The following is a 15,868-nucleotide window of genomic DNA, read 5'->3' as shown; positions in this document are numbered from 1 at the left end:
TTGACGCTCTATCTATATCCAGCAAGGAAAATTGATACCCCCCGTCGTTTTGAGGTACGAAGTATGTACAAGTCGAGTACTAAATTATCATCCATTGTAGTGTCCTTTGTCGCACTAGTTTTGTTCTCCGCTGGTGTTTTTGCATCACCAACGCCACTGTTTGAAAAGTTGAATTCGGCGCCAGTAAATAAACTGCCGGAGCACGTGTTAAATCAACACGAAGTAAGAGTAAATCGCCAGATATTACAGAGCAGCGAAATAGCTATTGCTTTGCCAGAGCATCAAGACAGTATTATTGCGGTAAGGAGCTATATCGAACGACGAAAAGCCGGTACCCATATTTGGGTAGGGCATGTGCAGGGTGACATGGCAGCAACTGTCATTATCACCTTTAAGGGTATGCAGGTTTCTGGGCTCATTCAATGGCAGGGCAAAACCTACAGACTCAATACGAATCAAGCTGGAAAGCAGCTCCTTTATGAGGTAGACATTGCGTCCTTACCTAGTGAAGAGCCCGATGGCATTTTGCCTCTTGGCGATAGCGCTGCATTAGAAGGGGCTTCACCGCAGACTGATTCAGTTGTTGCCGACAATGTTATCCAAGATTTGTTAGTTGTATACACCCAAGGTGCGTGTAACTACGCGGGCAGCTGTGCCCAGTTAGAGGCAGACATTGATACCGCAATTGCTGATTTAAACAACGCTTACGCGCTTAGCGGGATTAACATTACAATGAATCTGGTCGGCACGCATCTGACTAACTATACAGGTACGAACGCGAGTGAAACTTTGGGTGCATTGCGCTCAACCACAGATGGCAACATGGACGAGGTTCATCAGGTTCGCGATAATCTAGGGGCTGACATAGTTTCTCTTATCTACGACGGGCAGGGTTGTGGTATTGGCTATTTGGGTTCCAATGCGTCGTCCGCGTTTAATGTGACTGATGTTCCCTGTATGGTAGGAAATCGTACGTTGGCTCATGAAATTGGCCACAATCAGGGCGCGCATCACGACAGACAGACTGTAGGTGGCGGTGTCGCGGGTGCCTATAATTATGGTTTCAGACGATGTAATGATGGTTCAGTGGATGACATAGGGACGCCTTACTTTCGCACTATCATGGCTTACGGGTGTGCAAGTGCATCAAGGGTTGGCCGGTTTTCAAACCCCACTCTTACCTATTCTGGCGTGCAGCAAGGGGTAGACCCTGCAGCAGCAACAGTGGGAGCCTGGAATGCCAGAACACTCAACGAGTCAGCGACTTACGTTGCCTCTTTTCGCGCAACCCAATCCACCACACCACCTCAGGCTCCGACTAATCTCGACGCTACAGAAATCAGCTTTAATAGTGTGAGCTTAACGTGGCAGGACAATGCTAATGACGAGAATGGGTTTGTTTTACAGCGTCGTACCTCAGGGGGAGCTTGGCAAACCATTGCTTCCTTGGCACAAAACACGCAGTCTTTCACTGATACAGGTTTGGTTGAACAAACCACTTATGAATACCGTATTGCCGCTGACAATAATGCGGGGTTCTCTGACTATTCAAATACCGTATTGGCTACAACACTGACGCAACCAGATAGCATTACTGAGTATGCCGAGGGAGAAATTTTTGGTACCGGCCAAATAACCAATACTTATATGGCTACATTGGGCAGCGATGGTGTTACTCAGGTCATTTCTGAAAGTAGCTCTGGTGGTCCCAAACGCTCACGCCGTCAGTCTTTTGTGCACACCTGGCTATTCAATGTGGCCGGTGGTGCTGGTGGCGTTACCTTTAAAGCAAATGCCTGGGTTTCTGACTCTGAGGGTGCGAATTTCAGTTACTCTGTTGATGGAGGCTCGAGTTGGCAAGCATTGTTTACCGTATCCAGTCAATCTACTGACAATGTAGAGGTCGCATTGCTCACCGATGTCAGTGGTGATGTCTGGGTGAGAGCAACAGACGCTGAGCAAAGTAATGGTGAAGCTGTCGACAGTCTGTATGTTGATAATTTAGAGATGGTATCGTCTACGTCTGTACCGGTTGCGCCAGCGTCTCCCTCGTCACTATCTCTGATAAGTGCATCAGCCAGCACGGTCTCATTGGAGTTTATGGATAACGCGGATAATGAATCAGGCTTTTCACTCTATCGAGCAACAACAATCCTGGCCGAAAATTGTACAGGCGGTAGTGAAGTCGCTACTGTGTCCAGTAAAGATGGCACTGGCTTGGTGACAGCAGAGGATGTTGCTGCCCAAGCAAACACTACCTATTATTACTGGGTGCGTGCATTCAATGCAGGTGGAGAATCTGACTTTTGCACAAATACTGTGACTGTGACCACTGAGCAAGCTCAGGCTGAATTGAGTGCTCGTGGATATAAACAAAAGGGTATTCAGAACGTCGAGCTTACTTGGTCAGGCGTAACGGGAGACAGTGTTGATATCTATCGCGATGGTCAATGGCTAAGAGCGACATCCAATGACCTGCAGGAGGTGGACAACACAGGCAATAAAGGTGGCGGGACTTATCGCTACCAGGTTTGCCAACAGGGTAGTCAGGCAGCATGTACCAACACTGCTACAGTATCGTTTTAACGTCTATTTGTGGGATATCACACGGGTGATATCCCCAGTCCCTTTTTTCATTAACAACGCGCTTTTATCTCTCTTTAACCGCCCTAGCTTTTCATTTTGATGATGTGTTTGGCATGGAATTGGCCAACAATTTCGCAATAAGCCCACTATTATGCACGAACGATAGATTTCTGAACTCGCTGCAATTGAATGTGTACGCCAGGTCAATTATTGACCAAAGCCAATCGCTACACTGATTTCACACATTAAGTAAATACACAGCTTATTGGGAGCGAAGCAAATGACACAATCAACACAGCATTTAATTATTGGCGCGACAGGTAAAACGGGTACAAGAGTTCTGGAAAATCTGCGTGAGAAGGGCTTTTCAGCCAAAGGTGCCAGCCGTCAGGGTGATGTACATTTTGACTGGAATGATGAAAAAACCTGGGCCAGTGCACTGAATGGCGTCGACTCAGTTTATCTGACTTACTATCCTGACCTTGCTATTCCCAAAGCGCCAGAAGACATTTCTCGCTTCTGTGCGCTAGCTAAGATACGCGGTGTGTCACATATCACACTGTTGTCTGGTCGAGGTGAGCCTGCGGCACAGGTTTGTGAAAACATTGTCAAGCAATCGGGTTTGAGCTGGACGGTGGTGCGCGCGTCTTGGTTTAATCAAAACTTTAGTGAGGGTATGTTCCGAGATTACATCTTAAACGGTCGGATAGCACTGCCTGTGGATCACATGCCTGAGCCCTTTGTCGATATTGACGATATCGCAGAAATCGTTGTTGAGTCACTTACTGATGACAAACACAATGGACAGTTATACGAGGTGACAGGGCCTGAACTACTCAGTTTTAAAGCAGTCGCAGACACCTTCAGCCGCGTTCTGAACAAGCCTGTGGTGTTTGAACAAATTTCACTTGAGGCATTTCAACAAGGTTTAGAAAGTGCCGGAGCCGACAAAGGCGCTATCGAGGCGCTAACCTATTTATTCACAGAAGTCCTGGACGGCAGAAACGCTCACACCTGCGAGGGAATTCCGCAGGCGCTAGGACGCCCTGCAAAGTCATTTGATGACTTTGTACGCGACAACGCCCATTGGTTTGAAGGAGTGAAAAAATGAATGTTGTGGAAACAGTAATGCAATTGAGCATGATGAGTATGATTGGCATGTATGGCATCTTCTCCAATACTATCATAAAGGCGTTAACCGCAACCTCAAAGGGGGCCGCGGCCATGGTTGAGATAAATCAGGTTATTCTCAACCCGCTGTTTAAAGTCATTTTCTTTGGTTCGGCATTGAGTGCCTTGTACTTTTTTATTTTTAAAGAGGGTGGCTTAGCTGTAGCAGGCATACTGTTTTTTGTGGGTACCTTTATGGTAACAGTTGTGAAAAACGTGCCTATGAATAATCGCCTAAAAGCCGCCTCTGAGCAGGGTGACCTTGAAACTTACTGGGAAGAATATGCTTCACAGTGGAACCGTTGGAATCATGTTCGGACGCTCAGTGCATTTTTATCAGGAGCCCTGATATTGATGGCGTAAATCTGCACTAGGCTGTAGCTAGTGTTCTTCAATATGCTGGTTTATAGTGTTAACACCTTATTTCGCCAGAGGGCGCAGGTATGGGCTTTGATGTCGATAAACGCGTGAGTACAAAGATTTCAGACCACCCAGTGGGCAAATTGCTCAATGGCCTTCGAATGGAAAGCGCGTTCTTTACCCACTCAACCTTGAGGCAGCCTTGGGCACTCAGTATGCCAGTCATGGCTAATTGTATGATGTTCCATTTAGTGTTGGAGGGGGAAGCACATTTCCAAATTGATGGTGAATCATTCAAACTAAATAAGGGCGAGTTTGTATTGTTTCCCCAAGGTGATGGACACTGGCTTTCAGATGGTCACTGTTGCACTTATACCGCCTTACATGATTTGCCAATTCAAGCCGTAACAGAGCGTTATGAGACCCTTGAATATGGCGGCAATGGCGAGGAAACCACGCTGATTTGTGGGGTAATGCTGTTCCAACATCCGCTGGCTATAAAAATTCTCGGTATACTACCAGACAAGATCGTTATCGACGCGTCCCAACATGATTCAAGTCATGTTGTGAATACAATGAGTGCACTGATTGGCAACGAAGCGAAGAGCATAGATGTGGGCGCCGAGGCGGTTATCGCAAGACTGGCTGACATTATTGTCATTGCCGCAATGCGCGAACATCTAGGGCAGTTGGGTGACAGTGAATTAGGATGGCTTAACGCATTGCAAGACGACAGGATTGGGAAAGCAATGACTCTTATTCACGATAAGCCAGCTAAACATTGGTCACTGGAAGAACTCGCTCTGGCAGTGGGTATGTCGAGAACTAGCTTCGCACAGCAATTTAAAAAGCTCGTAGGAAATTCCCCCATGGAGTATTTAACAGAATGGCGTCTTTCTCTGGCTTATTCGCAATTGCAGTTGAGCAAAGACTCAATGCTATCTATCGCTTTGGAGATTGGATATCAGTCTGAAGCAGCATTTTCCAGAGCGTTTAAAAAGGTCATTGGGAAGAGTCCCAGTGAAGTTCGTAAGGCGTATCAGATCGAATAATGACCTATTAAGGTTATTCGACGTAGCCACTACCAATTGCGCTGAATGGCAAATCCAGTTCCATTTCAGGCACTTGTTTGCCTACCCAAGCAGTAAAAGTATTGCTGTTGGGGCCTGGGAAAACCGTGTATTCATTGGCGTAAGGGTATGCGTCGACTGCCGCTTTTATTTTTGGCAACATGAGCTCTGCTTTTTCGCCGACTATAGACAATACTTTCTCTGGCTTAGCGCCATACCAATATCTATCGGGCGTTTTAGTTGTTTGGCGTCGGACAGTGGGCGTCCGCCAGCCAACGACTTCGAATACGGTATACTGCTCAACATTGGGTTCTTTGATGGCAATCCAAGTGTGCACAGCAAACCATCCGCGCCAACTAAACGCATCGGCGGCGTAAACTTCGACAATAGCATCATGAACGAGCGAAGGATCATAAGCTATGCCAGCAGGTGCTCGACTGGCTGTTCGCCAGTCACTGCTTGAACAAGCGCCAAGTGTGAATATTAGGAAAATGCAAAATACTAACTTATTCATTACGTCTCTCCTGAACATCCTTTTATATAGTTGGTTTTGCTTTAGATGTAACGCATAAATAGACAGACCGAATAACCCGTTCGATAACTAACTGACCATACTAGGCTATGCGGGCATTTTCGTAGGCAAAGGCGGTGTGAGTGGTGCCGATCTTGCTAATTGCACCCAAATACTGGGAGATATGCCCACAAATCGTTTGAAAAAGCGCGTAAAGTGGCTTTGATCGCTGTAACCGAGTTCTAATGCCACCTCAGCAATAGTGACTCCTGACCCCAACAATGCTTTGCCAAGCACGATTCTAGATGCATGGATATGCTGAAACAAGGACACACCAAAAACCTGTTTAAATTTACGAGAAAGTTCGTATTTATCAAAGCAGAACTGAGAGGCGACCTCTTCCAGAGAAAAGGGACAGCCTAGGTTGTTCTGAATATGCGTTTTTGCGCCTGTTAATCTTGTTAAGTCACGATCAGATACAATGAGTCGTTGACCGAAGTATCGACAAAGTGAAGAGGTTAAATACGCTAACCAATGTGCATAAGCACTTTTTGGTATAGGGATTTCTAATTCTTTAAATAAAAAATCAGTATGTTCAAAAACTACATTTTTTGTATTTGCAATATGCGATATTTTGGGTGCAACACATCCCTGAGCCGCATGAATAAAATCAAGGGTATCAATGTAATGAAATCTTACTAATGATGGGACCTGAGTCACAGAGCTAAATGCGTGGATTTCGCCCGCTGGTATGAATACGCAGTCTCCAGCATTCAGCCAGTTCGCGCGTTCACGGTGATGCAACTGTATTTTTCCCTGCTTGAGAAACGCAATAATGTGAAATTCACGCTGATGTGCCGTAAAAGCTTGACTATGCAAATACGTTTCAAAACGTTTATTGGGAAATTCCCGCACCCAGCTAGACTCTGTTGTTTGCATTGGCGCTTCTTACTATATAGGTTTGCTAAATTATAACCGAAGCATTTGCTGACATGGAAAATAACCTGTAACTACTTGTTATGATTTAGTGAGCCAGCTTGTCCGTTGTTTAATGCGCGTTTAAACAGGCACAATATCATTCTATCAACATGATAAAGCAAACCCTTACACTCTTGATGTGTTACAACAAGAATAGTCCTGTGTGATTGAAGACTGTACCTACTTATCTTGATCCTTGAACAAAAAATATACCTAGGGAACACTATGAAGTATTCAGTATTTTGGCTGCTATTATTACTTGGTTTTTGTGCTTCATTTCAGGCTTTTGGGAGGTCTGATAATAGCAGTATTCGCCTGTTAACTGATCGTAGCAGAGCCACAAATGAATTGAGAGTTTACATCCAAAATGTTGGTAATGAGGATATTAGTATCGTTACTAGCGGGTTGAGCGTGATGGTGTCTAGTGACCGCTATGAAGTATCGCCAGATAGGCACGTCTTGGTCGGAAAAGAGGGGCTTATTGAATTGAAGGAAAGTTTGGCAGACTATTCACTGGTTCTCCTGCGACCGGGTGAGACAACGTACCTGAAGGGCGTTTCTATTAATGCTGAAAAAGGTACGGTGCAATACTATGTCAAAGCGTCTTGGGCAGAGCTGCATCAGGTTTGGGGAGGAAGAATAGAAGCCACTTTTTGAATTGGCGCTGCTTGCTATTTTAGAGCGGCCAGCTAAGAGCAACTTTGGCACCACCCGCAGGGCTATTCGACAAACTTACCTTGCCATTATGCTTATTTAATACAGCCTCAACAAACGCTAGGCCAATACCGGCACCGTTGGCTTTGGTGGTAAACAGTGGCGTGATGGCGTTTTCAAGGTTGGAAAAGCCACTTCCGTTATCTTCAACACATAAATGTTGTCGTTGTTCGCTCAAATAGTGACTAATACGAATGTTGGCGCTTTGTCCATCACAAGCCTCTACAGCGTTTTTAACCAAATTCATAAGAACTTGGGCTATCAGCTGAGGATCGGCATAGCAGCTCGGTTGTCCAGAAAATTCAATGGTGTCGCCGTCACGCAATAGCACTTTTGTTTGTTCGACAATCTGTTCAATGTCAAACAATTCTTTTTGCGGCTCTGGGATTTTCGCCACTTCTGCAAATCGTTGCACAAAGGTTAACAGGCCATCTGCACGAGCCTTTACACGCACTAAGACCGTTCGAATTTGATCCGAGTCCCATTTCTCCATCGATAAAAGGGTTTCGGCCATTGATGACATTGGCGTCAGGGTGTTTCTTAACTCATGGCTTAATACTCTGACCAAATTTTTCTGAACTGCTTGCTCACTTTGTTTTAATTCGCTTGATATGTCGATAGCGGTAAACAAATGTGAAGACTGGTCCATGTAGCGCAAGGTGCTGGACTGACATCGCCAGTTTGGCGTAAGGGCTGGGTGTGAATATTGTTGTTTTTTTAGCACAAAGCCCAATTCGCTCGCGGTCATCCCTTGCAGTAAACCTATGTCAGTAATCTGATAGGCTGCACGGTTCGCATAAATTAAAGTCTGGTTAGCATCAAAAGCGATAATAGCGATGGGAATATCTTCGAATAGCTGGGTAAAGAGTGCTGAGAGGGTTCGGTTCTGCTCCATTTGGCCCTGACTTCGTTGATGTAATAATGTGATTTCTCTGCACAAATCATCGAACAATACAGACTTCCCAAGGCGAGAGGGTTGTATACCCGATTCGCCCATCGCGAGACTTTGCGTGTAGGTAGTCAAGCGCATCAATGACGATGACCATAACTGCCATACTTTCCAAGCTGACCAACAAAGCGGGTAGGAGAGCACGCACAGTAGTGTTGCAATAGCTAGCAGTGACCAATCCAATGCATAAGCTATTGCCCCTGCCATGCCCATGAATACGCAAACAAGCACACAAAGAGCCGCTTTGATTCTGAACTCCACTGAGCCGCTACTCAATGTCAAAATCCTCTTTGTCGAGCTGGTATTTTTCCATTCGTCGGTACAATGCATTGCGGGATATACCCAATGCTGAAGCTGCTTTACTGATATGACCTTGATATTTGTTCAGGGCTTTTTTTATCATGTCGAGCTCTATGTCATCCAGGTGACGCAACTCTTTATCCTTTATCTGTTCTTCACTGCTGCTTCCTGACAGCATGATATGTGACGGGGTTATTTCTTTATCCCGGCATAAAATGACTGCGCGCTCGATAACATGGCTAAGTTCTCTAACATTTCCAGGCCAAGGGTAACGACTTAACTGAGCAAGCGCTTGTGATGCTAACGAAAGCGATGGCTTGTTATATTTGGCTGAAAATTTCTCGATAAAGCGCAAACTCAGGTCATGGATATCGTCGGAACGTTCACGCAGAGGCGGTAATTCAAGCACAAAAGTGTTGAGTCTAAACAAGAGATCACGTCTGAACTGACCGGTATTGACCAAGTCATCAAGGTTAGCATTGGTTGCACTGATAAGCCTGATATCGGCTTGTAATGTGTGGCTTGCACCCACAGGTTCATACTCACCCGTTTCCAGTACTCTTAGCATTTTGGGTTGTACTGCAGTGGGTAGTGTCCCAATTTCATCTAAAAACAAGGTGCCATGGTGGGCGAGCTCAAAACGCCCTTGGCGGCTGTCTTTCGCATCGGTAAACGCGCCTTTTTTATGTCCAAATAGCTCACTTTCAAACAGGTTTTCAGGTATTGCACCCATATTAACAGATACAAATGCCTGATCATGTCGACCAGATAACTCATGTATTCGCCTGGCCAGTAAAGACTTTCCCGTACCATTCTCGCCCAAAATAAGAACACTGGCCTGGGTGTCGGCGACTTGTTCAATCATCAACTCCATGCGTTGCATTGACGGCGAGTTGGCCACCCAGGGCGTTGCATCTTGTTGGACAGCCGCTTTGGAGGGGGGGGCGGTAGGCGCACGCTGATGAATGTGTTTGCTCACTATGTGCAACAGCTTTGTATTGTCCCAGGGTTTTTCGATGAAATCACAGGCGCCTTGCTGAATACCCTTTACCGCTAACTCGATATTTCCCCATGCTGTCATTAGTAAGGTAGTGATCTTTTGATGTGTAAGCTGAGCTAACACTTCAAGCCCTTCTGCACCGCTTGTGGTATCTCTGCTGAAATTCATATCTAACAGAACGAGATGGGGCGTGTGTCGTGAAATCACCTGTGCTAGCTCTTTTTTACCGTTTGCTTCCAGGACTTGATAGCCCTCATTAGTCAGCAGCATTGACAAGGCTAAACGAATATCATCGTCATCATCGACAACTACAATTAAACCTTTTGAAAATTGCATAGCACCTCTTAAAAAAACAGCCCCAAGAATTTGCATCTTGAGGCTGTCATAGTGTTGAAAAAAAAAGGGGATGTCTAGAGCTCTCTTAATGCGCGCATGGGATCTTTGCGGATCACTGCCCATCCGGGTATGGCAATAGAAAGTATCATAACTGCCGCTAAAAGAAAGTTAATCCCCGCTGTTGCAGTCCAGTCAAAAGCGGGCGCGGTCTCAAACATATTAAGTAGGTACTGGTATGCGGTAACGGCAGCCGCTAAGCCTAAACCCAGCCCTATTACCAGCATCCAAACTGAATCCCTGAGTAGCAGCGTGAGCAAGGCCCTTTGCTTAGCACCTGTTGCCATGCGAACAGCCAACTCATAACGCTTTTGACCTGCAGTCATTTGGCTAAGACCGGACACACCAATAGCGGCCAGTGTTAATGTGAGTGCCGCCAAGCCCATGACGACATACATGTTTAAGCGTGTGGCTTGAGTAACGCTTTGCCAACGTTGCTGCATAGAGGCTACCTGGAGTTCACCCAATCGTGGATCGACGCCCTTAACCAGTGGTACAAGTTTCTCAAGATCCAATTGTTCACCCTCTGGCATCAATACAACCGCTGATAACTGATTGATGGTCATTGCCACAGGTGCACTGAAATATATTTCAGGTGCATCAACAAATATGGTGCCACTTGGCAACGGATTGATATCTTCTACAATGCCGACAATAGTGAAAATGTCGCTCTCTTCCTGACCCATTTTCAGTTCAGTGTTCACCGCGTTCTCCCAGTTTGAATCACCTACTCTTTCCATCGCGAAGGATTTAGTGATAAGAATATTGGGTAAGTCAACATCTTCTGGAGTCAAGTTGCGGCCTGCTAAAACGTCTATCTCAAAAGTGGATAACAGACCAGGCGCCCACAACATAGGTCGCACCATCATAGTGTCTCCCGTATCAGGATCAGGAAATGCATTCATTAATACGTTGGCGGTTAAGGGAAGCGTGGTTGTGTCTATTATTTCCCCTCCTGTCGCTGATAACCGTTGTGTAAAATCACGACGCAATTGTTGCAATTCACTGCCTCGGTATTGCTCGAAGTCATTCAAAGAGGCCGCCCATTCTTCATCACTGAATTGCATACTTACTTCATAGGCATTGGGCATGCTATAGCCCAAATCTGAATAGACTTGTTGGTAGCTGTCTTTAACTGATGCAATGGCACTGGTTAACAAGACACAGGCAAGGGTGAGTTGTATAACCATAAGCAGTTTATTAATGGTTTGCTTTTGCTGTGCTGGCGTACCTTTACCACTGGAGTTCAGGCTTTCCGTGAGGGCTTTTTTATCAACATTCAGTAGCGCAATGGCAGCAAAAATAAGGTTGATAAAAAGAATAATGGCAAAACCGATAGAAACACTGCCTGTGGTGAGTGATATCTGGTCCAATAATGGCAGGTTATCTCCCGCCAGCGTTGGCAATATTTTTATCAGCCACCCTGTCGTGATCAAACCCAGTACCGTGGCCATTAGAAACATGGGCATGTTTTCAGTAAAGATTAAACCACGTAGTTTGGCGACAGAGGAACCCATACAAATTTGAATAGAAAACTCTTTGGTTCTGCTTTGATAATGGGCAATAAACATATTCAGCAGATTCAAACATGCCATGGTAAGTAGGCAAACCATGGCAGTGAGTAGCAGAAACACCAATCGTTGACTGTCACCGATAAATGCATCTCGATAAGAGGTCAGTTCTCCTGAAACTGGCTTGCTGAGTAGAAACTGTCTTGCTTGGTCGATAGCAATGTCGCTGTTGACATAATCGACAAACCAAGTTTCTAAATCCTTGGCTTTCGGTATTGCATCGAAGGTACCGCGTACAAAGGTCATAGAGCCCATGCTCATTGCAATTGAGTCTGGCGTTTCCAGTGTTTTATCTAGGTCTCTGAATCGCCAAACTTGTTCGGTGAGTTGGTCGTCAATATTCTCTAAACTGATACTGGTAAAGTTTTCAATTACCCCTAAGATTGGGAATTCCCTTCCTTCGAGTCTTACGGTTTGTTTAGATAAATCCGTTGTACTTGCATAGGAAGATTTCCATAGGCTTTCCGAAATCCAAACCCCTTCTTCAGTGTTGCCCGCGTCTGTTCCTAACCCTTGTAGTAAGGCCAGTCCAAGCGTTTCGGGTGATCCTGAAACCGCATTGTATTGCATTACGGTGATTGCAGTACCACCCACTTCTACTTGTGTGTCGCTTGCACTGACATGTCCCCATGATAATTCATCACCATAGTGCTTTTTTAAAGATGCGACTCGACGAGGGTCACTAAAAAAAGGCACATTAAAACCCTCATTGAGCTCCATACTAAGCTCAACCTGGTACAAATCTTTTTCATTGATATCAGGTAGAGGTTTAAACAGTAATACATTGGCAACCGATACCACTGTTAATACAGCCGCCAACGTCAAGCCTAATGTAGTAATTAACGGCAGACTTAGCCTAGGCAAAGTAAATATTCGCGCGATACCTTGCTTAAACGCGTTGATATATATCCTCATGCGACTTCCTTTTCATCGTTGCTACGAACCTGCTTCTCACCCACAACTTTGCCATCTAGAAGCTGAATCTGGCGGTCGGCCAGTGCGCTATAACGAGTGTCGTGCGTGACCATTACAATGGTGGAGCCTTGCTTGTTTAAGTCCATTAATAGTTTCATCACAGCATCACCATTTTTGGTATCTAGGTTACCCGTTGGCTCATCAACCAAGATCAAGTCAGGATTTCCCACCAAAGCTCGGGCTATGGCCACGCGTTGTTGCTGTCCACCTGAGATTTGGTTGGGCTTATAATTTGTCCTATGTTGCATGCCTACCTTCTCAAGGGCATCGATGACTGCGTTTTTTATCGCTTGGGATTTCTCCCCTCGATGTTCTAGGGGAAGTGCAACGTTTTCGAAAACGGTCATGCTGTCGATAAGATTAAACGACTGAAATACGTAACCAATATGTTGGTTGCGCACTTGTGTTCTTTGATCCACATTCAAGCCCCTTGTCTCTATGTCACTGATGAAATAGTTGCCATCACTGGCACTGTCCAACAACCCCATAATGGTTAACAAGGTAGACTTTCCACAGCCTGAGGGGCCTGTTATTGCCACAAATTCGCCCTTATAAATATTCAGAGATACCCCCTGTAAAGCATGTGTTTCAATCTCTGTCCCTAAGAATTTTTTATGAATATCCTGCATACTTACTACGATATCGTTGCTCATAGCCTTACCCTTGTTGTTCAATGTTAATTGTTGAATGTGGTGCCCATGCATCATGCATTTGCGAAATCAGTTGCTCGTTTGCTTGTAAACCTGACTGAATGAGAATCTTTCCCTTGCTCAAATCACCGAGTTGAATTTGCCTCTTTGTGGCAGTGGACGGGTTACTATCGGGTAACACAAATCTCTCCAGCTGAGATAACGGTCGAAGACCTGCAGTTTGTTCTACATAGAGTGCATCGGTGACGGTTTGCAGATAGATTTGACCAGTAACAGGTGCAAGCGGCCTGGCATCAGTAGGCAATTCACTGGTTAGTGCGACTTCAGCTAACACCACGCCATTTGTTACTAATGACTCAATGCGGCTTATTTGCCCCGCAATGTGTCCTTTTCTGGTACTAAGCTCAACGGGCGCCCCCAAGGTGATTTGATCGGCTTGGTGCTGCGGCACCCGCAGCCGTGCCAGCAGTTTTTTGTCAGAGCCTACCCGGCCAAGTTCAGCGCCCTGTGGCAGTGATTGCCCAAGTTCAACCTCCAAGCTTTGTAGCGTACCGTGAATACCCGCTTTCACACTCATGTCGTCAAGTTGCTTTTGCAACAATGCGACTTCTTGCTGTTGCTGCTCCAGTGCTATTTGACGCTGTTTTAGTTGAAAAGCCTGCACCTTTAAGAAGTGCTGATATTTTTGTTTTTCAAAGTCCAGTCGTTTTGCTTCTTGTTTTACAGACAGCTTTGCGCGCTGGAGTTCAAGTTTGGCTGATACGCCGCGCTCGGTAAGCTGAGTGTTGACACTTAATTCTAATTTGGCGCGTTCTAGGGCGGCCTCAATATCGGCTATTCTGCCTTGATAATCTAGACGAGCATTTTGCTGCTCCAACTCAAAAGAGCCTAATTCCGCTTCACTGGATTTATAGTCGCCTAGCGCCCCATGATAAGCTTGAGTTAATTCAGGGTTAGCCAGGGACAAAATTACCGTATCAGGCTCAACCAATGCACCAGGCCTTACATAAATAGCCGATACTTTGCCGGAAGCTTGCGAGGTCAACATCCTTTCTTCAGCTGAAAACAGTTCACCAAACGCCTGACTAAAAAGTTCGAGCTCTCCCTGCTCTACGGTGAGCAGCGTAACGTCTTGGCTGGCAACGGTAGGTGAGCTCTCTGATTGCGTAAAATAAACAGCGACCAACACCAGAAGTGCAACGACTGCGCTTAAGTACCAAGGTGTTCTAGAGGTCTTCTTTGTTAATTGAATATCCACACACGTGTTCCCAATTTCACTTTGTAGTAACTATGAAAAAGACGTGCCAATATAAAAATCATTAAAAAACAATGTGATACGGAAGTGGTTAGGGTGTTGTTCGGTTTTGTCTGGGCGGAGACAAACAAAATTGTTCGAAAACGAACAAGAGAGAAGGGTTAAGGATATTAAAAAGCCGGCTTAAAGCCGGCTTGGATTTGAATTGGGAGTGCTTAGGCCGATTGACGACGTGCTCTTAATCCCATGCCTAAGAAGCTTAAGCCGAGTAGCGCAATAATGCCTGGCGCCGGTACCATGGCGTCTTCGATAAATTTGGCGTGGATATAAGTAGGCACATAGCCACTGTATTCGCCGAAGCCAGAATTGAAGAATTCATCAGCATCTCCAAAGCCTTGACCAAATGTCAATCCGTAGCTGTTAACACCTGAAATCAAGCCATTGATGAAATTAGGGCCGCCAGAATCACCGCCGGAAACGCCTACTTCAATATCACCAAGACCAGTATCGGCAAACGCCAAACCAGCGCCCACTGCCGCTGCAATACGACCTGACATATCGTTTACTGGGGAGCCGCTGTCAAAATCAGAAAGATAAGAGAATTCAACATCAGCCGTACCAAAAAAGCCGTCGAAAAAGCCATTAAAAGCGGAGTTACCCCATGCATAATCATAGGTGTTGTAGCCTTGACGTAAGCGGCCGGTTGCGCCAAAACTGCCAGCGCCATCGCCCATGCGACCATAACCGGCAACATTAAAGTCTTTTCCTGTCAGGTCGCCTTCGTCATAGATGTAATGTGATCTGGCCCAGTCTGGGGCATAGTCAGACAACGTAAGAACCGCAATGTCATTTTGGTCAATGACTTCGCCTGTATACTCTTCGTGAACCGTGTATTTCGACACGTCAATCTCAACGATGCCCGGCGGTCTGTTGTAGATTCGTTCCCAAGGCGCTAATCCGCCTTCGGGCTGGAAAAATACACTGGTAGACAGCGGGTTGGCTGTGCCTGCTCCACCTGAAACACAGTGTGCCGCTGTCAAAATGGAGCGTCGGTCACTCAGTAACGTGCCTGAACATATAAAAGCGCCATTTTCAGTTTGCATCAGCATACCCACTACACCACTGTGCTCAGGGTACGAGGGATGGTAAATAGGGTTACCTACTGGGTCAAATGTGACACCGTCAAATGTGGCCGTGCCACCCGGCGCTGCGCCCGTTAATTTGTTTGATGCTTGCCATTGTAAGCCTTTTGATTCACCACTAACGATATAGCTGGCGTGAGCGGACGTCACTAGGCCTGCCCCAACCGCTAGTATCGCGAGCGCTTTGTTACATGTTTTTTTAATTGTCATATTTTAATGATCCCAAGATTTAAAACTGAATTTG

General features: G+C 45.8%; 13 protein-coding genes. 5 read left to right on the top strand and 8 right to left on the bottom strand.

Going from position 1 to position 15,868, the window contains the following annotated elements; genetic code table 11:
• The first annotated feature begins 63 nt into the window (after positions 1-63).
• The 4 genes from DRW07_RS13565 to DRW07_RS13550 all read left to right on the top strand — a co-directional run bounded on the left by DRW07_RS13565 (position 64) and on the right by DRW07_RS13550 (position 5,168).
• On the top strand, positions 64-2,586 hold the full coding sequence (locus tag DRW07_RS13565; RefSeq protein ID WP_165870506.1) for a reprolysin-like metallopeptidase: 2,523 nt from the start codon (positions 64-66) through the stop codon (positions 2,584-2,586).
• 280 nt (positions 2,587-2,866) lie between these two features.
• Positions 2,867-3,697, top strand: a complete 831-nt coding sequence (locus DRW07_RS13560) for an NmrA family NAD(P)-binding protein (protein ID WP_124028467.1) — start codon at positions 2,867-2,869, stop codon at positions 3,695-3,697.
• Positions 3,694-4,119 (top strand): anthrone oxygenase family protein, encoded by a 426-nt coding sequence (locus DRW07_RS13555; RefSeq protein ID WP_124028466.1) that lies wholly within the window; start codon positions 3,694-3,696, stop codon positions 4,117-4,119. Before DRW07_RS13560 ends, DRW07_RS13555 begins: the two co-directional genes overlap by 4 nt.
• 80 nt (positions 4,120-4,199) lie before the next feature.
• Positions 4,200-5,168 carry an AraC family transcriptional regulator gene (locus DRW07_RS13550; protein ID WP_124028465.1) on the top strand — a complete coding sequence of 323 codons (969 nt, stop codon included), beginning with the start codon at positions 4,200-4,202 and terminating at the stop codon, positions 5,166-5,168.
• Positions 5,169-5,181: 13 nt separating this feature from the next.
• Here the strand turns inward: DRW07_RS13550 and DRW07_RS13545 are convergent, their stop codons facing one another.
• Together DRW07_RS13545 and DRW07_RS13540 are read right to left on the bottom strand one after the other, a co-directional pair.
• Positions 5,182-5,700, bottom strand: coding sequence for a DUF3750 domain-containing protein (locus DRW07_RS13545; protein ID WP_205665402.1), 519 nt, complete (start codon positions 5,698-5,700; stop codon positions 5,182-5,184).
• A 105-nt stretch (positions 5,701-5,805) separates the two neighbouring features.
• Positions 5,806-6,636, bottom strand: coding sequence for a helix-turn-helix transcriptional regulator (locus DRW07_RS13540; protein ID WP_124028463.1), 831 nt, complete (start codon positions 6,634-6,636; stop codon positions 5,806-5,808).
• A gap of 264 nt (positions 6,637-6,900) precedes the next feature.
• Between DRW07_RS13540 and DRW07_RS13535 the strand changes: the two genes are divergently transcribed.
• Positions 6,901-7,332, top strand: coding sequence for a hypothetical protein (locus DRW07_RS13535; RefSeq protein WP_124028462.1), 432 nt, complete (start codon positions 6,901-6,903; stop codon positions 7,330-7,332).
• A gap of 19 nt (positions 7,333-7,351) precedes the next feature.
• Here the strand turns inward: DRW07_RS13535 and DRW07_RS13530 are convergent, their stop codons facing one another.
• From DRW07_RS13530 to DRW07_RS13505, 6 genes are all read right to left on the bottom strand, one after another.
• The gene (locus DRW07_RS13530; RefSeq protein WP_165870505.1) at positions 7,352-8,620 is read right to left on the bottom strand and encodes a sensor histidine kinase; all 1,269 of its coding nucleotides are present in this window, start codon (positions 8,618-8,620) and stop codon (positions 7,352-7,354) included.
• A complete protein-coding gene (locus DRW07_RS13525; RefSeq protein WP_124028460.1) occupies positions 8,607-9,974 on the bottom strand; it encodes a sigma-54-dependent transcriptional regulator in 1,368 nt (455 codons plus the stop codon). Before DRW07_RS13525 ends, DRW07_RS13530 begins: the two co-directional genes overlap by 14 nt.
• Positions 9,975-10,048: 74 nt before the next feature.
• Entirely contained in the window at positions 10,049-12,517 is a 2,469-nt protein-coding gene (locus tag DRW07_RS13520; RefSeq protein WP_124028459.1) for an FtsX-like permease family protein, read from the bottom strand.
• Positions 12,514-13,230 (bottom strand): ABC transporter ATP-binding protein, encoded by a 717-nt coding sequence (locus DRW07_RS13515; protein WP_124028458.1) that lies wholly within the window; start codon positions 13,228-13,230, stop codon positions 12,514-12,516. The genes DRW07_RS13520 and DRW07_RS13515 overlap by 4 nt, the downstream gene beginning before the upstream one ends.
• 4 nt (positions 13,231-13,234) lie before the next feature.
• Positions 13,235-14,485 (bottom strand): efflux RND transporter periplasmic adaptor subunit, encoded by a 1,251-nt coding sequence (locus DRW07_RS13510; protein WP_124028457.1) that lies wholly within the window; start codon positions 14,483-14,485, stop codon positions 13,235-13,237.
• 212 nt (positions 14,486-14,697) lie between these two features.
• Positions 14,698-15,834: a trypsin-like serine protease gene (locus DRW07_RS13505; protein WP_124028456.1), complete on the bottom strand. Its 1,137-nt coding sequence runs from the start codon at positions 15,832-15,834 to the stop codon at positions 14,698-14,700.
• Between the last annotated feature and the right edge of the window lie 34 nt (positions 15,835-15,868).

The organism is Paralteromonas sediminis (assembly GCF_003820355.1).
Classification (GTDB): domain Bacteria; phylum Pseudomonadota; class Gammaproteobacteria; order Enterobacterales; family Alteromonadaceae; genus Alteromonas_F; species Alteromonas_F sediminis.
This window is presented reverse-complemented; position numbering and strand designations above follow the sequence as displayed.

Excerpts from the sequence above, each read along its gene's own strand:
- DRW07_RS13565 (WP_165870506.1), top strand. The coding sequence starts at position 64 with ATGTACAAGTCGAGTACTAAATTATCATCCATTGTAGTGTCCTTTGTC.
- DRW07_RS13560 (WP_124028467.1), top strand. The coding sequence starts at position 2,867 with ATGACACAATCAACACAGCATTTAATTATTGGCGCGACAGGTAAAACG.
- DRW07_RS13555 (WP_124028466.1), top strand. The coding sequence starts at position 3,694 with ATGAATGTTGTGGAAACAGTAATGCAATTGAGCATGATGAGTATGATT.
- DRW07_RS13550 (WP_124028465.1), top strand. The coding sequence starts at position 4,200 with ATGGGCTTTGATGTCGATAAACGCGTGAGTACAAAGATTTCAGACCAC.
- DRW07_RS13545 (WP_205665402.1), bottom strand. The coding sequence starts at position 5,700 with ATGAATAAGTTAGTATTTTGCATTTTCCTAATATTCACACTTGGCGCT.
- DRW07_RS13540 (WP_124028463.1), bottom strand. The coding sequence starts at position 6,636 with ATGCAAACAACAGAGTCTAGCTGGGTGCGGGAATTTCCCAATAAACGT.
- DRW07_RS13535 (WP_124028462.1), top strand. The coding sequence starts at position 6,901 with ATGAAGTATTCAGTATTTTGGCTGCTATTATTACTTGGTTTTTGTGCT.
- DRW07_RS13525 (WP_124028460.1), bottom strand. The coding sequence starts at position 9,974 with ATGCAATTTTCAAAAGGTTTAATTGTAGTTGTCGATGATGACGATGAT.
- DRW07_RS13520 (WP_124028459.1), bottom strand. The coding sequence starts at position 12,517 with ATGAGGATATATATCAACGCGTTTAAGCAAGGTATCGCGCGAATATTT.
- DRW07_RS13515 (WP_124028458.1), bottom strand. The coding sequence starts at position 13,230 with ATGAGCAACGATATCGTAGTAAGTATGCAGGATATTCATAAAAAATTC.
- DRW07_RS13505 (WP_124028456.1), bottom strand. The coding sequence starts at position 15,834 with ATGACAATTAAAAAAACATGTAACAAAGCGCTCGCGATACTAGCGGTT.